Here is a 7015-nt window from a genome sequence, read left to right on the forward strand (position 1 = left end):
GAGCGGCCCCGGAGGGGGTCAGCGGGCCGTGGAGGCGGCGGGGCGCTCCGCGCGCCGGCCCACGCGGTCGACCAGCTCCCGGACGAGCTCCCCCTTCGCGGCCCGGATCCACTCCCGCTTCTCCGGCGGACCGACGTGGAGCAGGTTCCCCCAGAGCCCGAGCTGGTAGTAGGCCGTGAGGTGGACGAGCTCCGCGGGGTCCACCTCGCGGAGGCCCTCGTACCCCCGGAAGAAGGGGCGCACGGCCAACTCCGCGGGGTCCGGCGCCAGCGGCTCGTCCAGCTCCCAGAGCTCGGCGGACCCGGCCAGGACGAGCGCCAGGTCGGAGTACGGGTCCCGGTACTCCATCCACTCGGTGTCGCAGACGAAGGCGATCTCCCACGCCCCGCCTTCCCTGTGGAAGAAGATCTCCGTGTCCGCCAGGCAGAGCGACGCCACCCGGTTGCGGAAGCGCGGCTCCCGGTCCACCGCGCGCAGGCAGCGCTCCACCTTTTCCGGCGCCACGGGGAAGTGGCCGTCGAGCACCGCGCCCTGCAGGCGCTCGAACATGTACCGGACCCGGCTCGCTTCGTTCTCCCCCGGCGCCACGGGGCGGGTGATCCCGTGCACCCGCGCGTAGAACTCCCCGGTCCGGATGCCGATCTCCGCCTTCTCCGCCTCCGTCACCCGGGTGTTTCGCGGGTGGGTGAGGTACCGCCACGGCTCGCCGCGGAGGTAGTCGAGCACCATGTACGCCGTGGGGACGATCCGCTCGCTCCGGTCGATGCGGTGGATCCGCGGCACCCGCACCCCCGTGTGGCGCGCGAGCACCTCGTAGCAGCGGGCCTCGTGGTCGTAGCGGTCCTCCCACACCCCGCCGTGGAAGCGGAAGACGAGCGGGTCCGGGACGCCGGCGACCCGCACGACGTACGAGGGGTTCCGGCTGGGGCCGGCCCTCCGGATCACCCCGTCGTGCACGATCGCGGTGATCTCCTCCGCCGACTCCACCCGTGCCTCCGCCCCGAAGGTGTCCCGCGCGATCGCGGCGATCTCCGCCGGTCCCACCGTTCCGATCCCTTGCACCGTTCCCCTCCGCCGAAGTGTGTGGGGCGGCGTCCTTGCAAGTTCGGGGCGACCCCGGGAGCCGCACGCCGGAGGCCGCCGGGCACCCGCCTCCACCCGACCATCCCCCGGCACGGCCATTGCGATGGAGACTCTGGCCTCCCGGGGCAGCGATCACGCGGTACGCCCCTCATGGGAGTCCGGCGATGCTGCCCCGGGAGGCACACTCGATTCCTTGCCTCGTGGCCCCACCGGAAAGCGGCGGGGCCTTTTGCGTGCCGGTCCCGCCGACGCGCGCTCCGCATCCCGGCCGAGTACGCGCGGCGGAACTGGCGGAGCGCAGTCGACGCGGGGGAGCACCGCCCCCCAGAACTCCTCCGGGTCGAACTTCCGCCGCAGCAGCGCGGGGACGCGTACCTCTTCGTGCAGCCGGGCCAGCCCGGTGTTGAGGTCCACTCGGTGCCTCCGCTCCCCGGGTCGGGATCACGATCCGCATCCGTATAGCCGGGACCTCACGCCTCGCGCTGGCTGCGGCGGCGGTCCAGCCCCACCCCCAGGACGGATTCCCGGGCGAGCCACTGTACGACCCCCGCGAGGCCCTCGCACTCGGGGAGCATGGCCCGGATCCGCTCCGCCCCGTTGCCGCGCGCCAGCAGCGCCTCGATCCCGGCGAGCGCCTCCGCGTCCCCCAGCCGCTCCGCTGTCGGGCCGACGCGCTCCAGCAGCCGGTGGATTCCATCGCGCAGCGTCTCCTTCCCGCCGGGGAGCGCCGGGTCCACGTGCGTGGCGTCCAGCCCGTAGCGTGCGGCCTCCCACTCGTTGTGCGCGAGCAGCTCGTCCGTGGCCGACTCCGAGCACGCGGCTCCGGGTAGCGGCAGCTTCCCCTCCGCCGCGGTGGCGACGAGGGCCCGGACCAGCGCCGCGATCGCGACGGCGTCCTCCACGCGCGGGCAGACGTCGGTCATGCGGAACTCCAGCGTGGGGTACTCGGGGTGCGGGCGGATGCTCCAGTACAGGGTGTACTCGTCCTCGATTGCGCCGGTCTCCATCAGGAAGCCGACGAACTCCCGGAAGCGGTCGTCGGAGGGGAAGCAGGGGGGCGGTCCGGTGTGCGGGAGGCGGTGGGCGATGATGGTGCGGTACGAGGCGTACCCCGTGTCCTCGCCCTCGTACACGGGGGAGCTGGCCGCGAGGGCGAGCAGGTGCGGGATGTAGCCGCGCACCCCGTTCATCAGCCGCGCGCGATCGTGGCCGGGGGGGACGGCCACGTGCACGTGCATCCCGAAGATGTGCTCGGTCCGGATCACCCTCCCGTAGCGCTCCAGGATGCGCTCGTAGCGCTCCCCCCGGGTGCGCTCCTGTGCCTCCCAGCGGCTGAAAGGGTGGATCCCCGCCGCCACCATCCTCAGATCCGCCGCGGCCGCGGTGGAGGCCACCTGGAGGCGCAGGCGCCGGAGCTCCCGGTCCACCTCCGCGGCGGACCGGCAGACGTGCGTCCCGATCTCCAGCATGGTCTGCTGGTTCTCCGGGTGGAGCTCCGCGCTCCAGTCCAGCTCCAGCACGTCCCGGGCACGGCTGATGAGCCCGCCCGTCTCCGGGGAGACGAGCTGGTACTCCTCCTCCACGCCGACGGTGAATTCGTTCATTGTCTCGCGGTACGGGTGGGTTCCGCCAGTCCGCAATCCGGGTGCCCGGCGGCAGGGGCAGGCGGCGGCGGGGCACCCGATTTGCTTCGCCCCGGCAGCCTGAACGGCCGGGAGGCGACGCACAGGAAAGGTGAGATGGAGATCAGGATGCTGCCGGGGAGGCGCTCCCCGCTCGGAGCCACGTGGGACGGCGAGGGGGTCAACTTCGCCCTTTTTTCGCCGAACGCCGCCGGGGTGGAGCTATGCCTCTACGACGCCGAGGACCCCACGCTGGAAACGGCCCGGGTCCGGCTCCGGGAGGTCACCGCGCACGTCTGGCACGGGTACGTGCCCGGGCTGGGGCCGGGGCAGCTCTATGGCTTCCGCGTGGACGGGCCGTACGAGCCCGGGCGGGGGCTGCGCTACAACCCCAGCAAGCTGCTCCTGGACCCGTACGCGCGCGCCGTCGCCGGCAAGGTGCAGTGGGACCCGGCCATCTTCGGCTACCCGCTGGGCGATCCGGCCGGGGACCTGGCCCGGGACGGGCGCGACAGCGCGGCCGCCATGCCCAAGGGGGTGGTGGTCGACGGCGCCTTCGACTGGGAGGGCGACCGCCCGCTCCGCACCCCCTGGCACCGGACCCTGATCTACGAGGTCCACGTCAAGGGGCTCACCATGCTGCACCCGGACGTCCCGGAGGAGCTGCGCGGCACCTACGCCGGCGTGGCGCACCCGGCGGTGGTCGAGCACCTGAAGTCCCTCGGGGTCACCGCCGTCGAGCTCCTCCCCGTGCACGACTTCGTGGACGACGGATACCTGCTGGACAAGGGGCTGGTGAACTACTGGGGATACAACACGCTGAACTTCTTCGCCCCGGACGCGCGCTACTCCGGGAGCGGCGACCGGGGCGGGCAGATCCGCGAGTTCAAGGAGATGGTGAAGGCGCTGCACCGGGCGGGGCTGGAGGTGATCCTGGACGTGGTCTACAACCACACCGCGGAGGGGAACCACCTGGGGCCCACCCTCTCCTTCAAGGGGATCGACAACTCCGGCTACTACCGGCTGGTGGACGAGAACCCCCGGTTCTACATGGACTACACCGGCACCGGGAACTCGGTGGACACGCGGCACCCGCAGGTGCTCAAGATGGTCATGGACAGCCTGCGCTACTGGGTGCAGGAGATGCACGTGGACGGCTTCCGCTTCGACCTGGCGCCGACGCTCGCGCGCGAGGACCACGGAGTGGACCGCGTCTCCTCCTTCTTCGACGTGATCCACCAGGACCCCGTGGTCTCCGAGGTGAAGCTGATCGCGGAGCCGTGGGACGTGGGGCCGGACGGGTACCAGGTGGGGAACTTCCCCGTGCTCTGGGCGGAGTGGAACGGCAAGTACCGCGACGCGGTGCGGGCGTACTGGCGGAGCGACCCCGAGACGCTGCAGGAGCTGGGGTTCCGACTCACCGGCTCCAGCGACCTGTACGGCGACGACGGGCGCAAGCCGCACGCGAGCATCAACTTCATCACCGCGCACGACGGCTTCACGCTGAACGACCTGGTCTCGTACGAGCAGAAGCACAACCGGGAAAACGGGGAGGAGAACCGCGACGGGCACGACCACAACCTCTCCTACAACTTCGGGGTGGAGGGGCCCACCGACGACCCGGAGGTCCTGCGCCAGCGCGAGAAGCAGCGGCGGAACTTCATCGCCACCCTCCTCCTCTCGCAGGGGGTGCCCATGCTCTGCGGCGGCGACGAGATGGGCCGCACCCAGGGCGGGAACAACAACGCGTACTGCCAGGACAACGAGATCTCCTGGTTCGACTGGGACCTTTCCGAGCGGGACCGCGACCTCCTGGAGTTCACGCGACGCGTGGCGACGCTGCGGCGGGAGCACCCCGTCTTCCGCCGCCGTCACTTCTTCCAGGGCCGCCGCATCCGCGGCTCGGAGCTGGAGGACATCCGCTGGCTGAGGCCGGACGGGGAGGAGATGGACGACGAGGAGTGGAGCACGCCGCTGGTCCGCTCCTTCGGCGTCCTGCTGGGGGGCGATGCGATGCAGGAGTGGAGCGAGGAGGGGGAGCGGGTGCGGGACGACAACTTCCTGCTCCTCTTCAACGGCGCTCCGGAGACCATCCCCTTCACCCTCCCGCAGATCCCGCCCCCCGCCTGCTGGGAGCGGGTGCTCGACACCGGCCGCCCCGCCTCCGAGCAGGAGGAGGGCGAGGCGCTGGAGTCCGGGAGCCGGCTGGAGCTGGAGGGGCGCTCCCTGGTGGTGCTCCGGCAGTGCGAGAAGGAGGACTGAGCGGCCCCCGCCGGCCGCGCCGCTCGGCCCGATGGAACTCCCGGGCGATCCCGTCCGCTCCCGGAAAGGCGTAGCTCCCCGCCCGGGCCGCCCCGGGCTGGCGGCGGGCGCAGGGGCGCGCCACATTATGCGCCTGCTCCCCGTCTCCCGCCTCTTCCGGATCCCCGCCGCCCCTCACGACCGATGCGACCCCTCGCGGCACTGCTCTGCGGAGCGCTGCTCTCGGCCGGCTGCACCGACCTCGTCTCCCACGGACGCGACGACCCCGCGCTGGAGTGGGCGCGCCGCTACCCCGTGGTCCCCGCACCCGCCACCCTCCGCCCCGCCCGGGGCGAGTTCGTGCTGGACGGGAGCACGCGCCTCCTCCTCGCCGACCCGGCGGACCCGGAGGTGCGCTCCGTCGCGGAGCTGCTCGCCGCTCCGCTGCGCGCCGCGTCGGGCTTTCCGCTCCCGGTCTCCGCGGCCCCGGCGTCCGGCCCGGAGCGGAACGCCCTCGTCCTGCGCCTGGCGGCGGAGCTCCCGGGCGACAGCCCCGAGCGCTACCGCCTCTCGGTGACGGAGCAGGGCGCGGTGCTCGCCGCGGCCACGCCCGCGGGGCTCTTCCGCGGCACGCAGACGCTGCGGCAGCTCCTCCCCCCGGCCGTCGAGGAGGCCGTGCGGGCCCGCGCCGACTGGCGCGGCATCGCCCCGGCGCGGGCGTCCACGGGGAGGGCGCGGTGGGCCGTCCCCGCCGTGGAGATCGAGGACGCGCCGCGCTTCGCCTACCGGGGGATGCACCTGGACGTGGCCCGCCACTTCATGCCGCCCGAGTTCGTCAAGAAGTACGTGGACCTGTTGGCGCTCTACCGCTTCAGCCACTTCCACTGGCACCTCACCGACGACCAGGGGTGGCGGATCGAGATCCGGAAGCATCCGCGCCTCACGGAGGTGGGGGCGTGGCGGCGGGAAACGATGGTGGGGCGGCTGGGCGCCGCCGCGGGAGACGGGCGGCCGCACGGCGGCTTCTACACGCAGGCGGAGGTCCGCGACATCGTGGCGTACGCCGCCGCGCGGCACGTCACCATCGTCCCCGAGATCGAGATGCCGGGCCACGCGCGGGCGGCCATCGCGGCGTACCCGGAGCTGTCGTGCTCCGGCGCGCCGGTGGAGGTGGCGACGGGGTGGGGGATCCACGCGGACGTGCTCTGCCCCAGCGAGCGGACCTTCGCCTTCCTCGAGGACGTGCTCGACGAGGTGATGGAGCTGTTCCCGGGCCCGTACGTCCACGTGGGCGGGGACGAGGTGCGCAAGGAGCAGTGGGCGGAGAGCCCCGTGGCGCGGGAGGTGATGCGGCGCGAGGGGCTCGCCGGCGTGGAGGCGCTGCAGACGTACTTCGTGGGGCGGGTGGGGCGCTACCTGGAGGCGCAGGGGCGCCGGTACGTGGGGTGGGACGAGATCGCGCAGGGGGGGATCCCCCCCGGGGCGGTGGTGATGTCGTGGCGGGGGATGCTCCCCGGGATCGACGCTGCGCGCCGCGGGCACGAGGTGATTATGGCCCCGGACACGCACCTCTACTTCGACCACTACCAGGCCAACCCGGCCTCCGAGCCGCTGGGGATCGGCAACGTGATCCCGCTGCGGGTGGTGTACGACTTCGACCCGGTGCCCCCGGACCTGGGGCCGGGGGAGCGCGAGCGGGTGCTGGGAGGGCAGGGGAGCGTGTGGACGGAGCACCTGCGCACCCCCGGGGAGGTGGAGTACATGGCGTTCCCCCGGGTGATCGCGCTCTCCGAGGCGCTCTGGACCCCCGTGGAGCGCCGCTCCTGGAAGAGCTTCCAGGAGCGCCTTCCCGCGCAGCTCAGGCGCCTCGACGCGCTGGGCGTGCGCTACCGCGCGCCCTGATCAGTGGTCCCCCGCACCTCGCACCTCGCACTTCGCACTTCGCACTCCCTCACCCCACCGTCTCGAACCGCGCCGCCGGGCGCTCCACCGGCTCCGCCGACAGGCGGTACGCCCCCCGCAGCCGCTCGGCGGCCTCCCGCCACTCGGCGTCCGTGCGGGCGTGGACC

The 7015-nt window shown here is 73.0% G+C and carries 4 protein-coding genes; 2 read left to right on the top strand and 2 right to left on the bottom strand.

What is annotated here, in order from left to right; all coding sequences use genetic code 11:
- Positions 1 to 18: 18 nt before the first annotated feature.
- Positions 19 to 1062 (bottom strand): phosphotransferase, encoded by a 1044-nt coding sequence (locus VGR37_11870; protein HEV2148092.1) that lies wholly within the window; start codon positions 1060 to 1062, stop codon positions 19 to 21.
- Between the two features lie 491 nt (positions 1063 to 1553).
- On the bottom strand, positions 1554 to 2687 hold the full coding sequence (locus tag VGR37_11875; protein HEV2148093.1) for a YbdK family carboxylate-amine ligase: 1134 nt from the start codon (positions 2685 to 2687) through the stop codon (positions 1554 to 1556).
- 135 nt (positions 2688 to 2822) lie between these two features.
- On the opposite strand from VGR37_11875, the gene glgX reads away from it, so the two are divergent.
- Positions 2823 to 4967: a glycogen debranching protein GlgX gene (glgX, locus tag VGR37_11880; protein HEV2148094.1), complete on the top strand. Its 2145-nt coding sequence runs from the start codon at positions 2823 to 2825 to the stop codon at positions 4965 to 4967.
- 183 nt (positions 4968 to 5150) lie between these two features.
- Positions 5151 to 6848 carry a beta-N-acetylhexosaminidase gene (locus VGR37_11885; GenBank protein ID HEV2148095.1) on the top strand — a complete coding sequence of 566 codons (1698 nt, stop codon included), beginning with the start codon at positions 5151 to 5153 and terminating at the stop codon, positions 6846 to 6848.
- Positions 6849 to 7015: the final 167 nt, after the last annotated feature.

It is taken from the genome of Longimicrobiaceae bacterium (genome assembly GCA_035936415.1).
Taxonomy (GTDB): domain Bacteria; phylum Gemmatimonadota; class Gemmatimonadetes; order Longimicrobiales; family Longimicrobiaceae; genus JAFAYN01.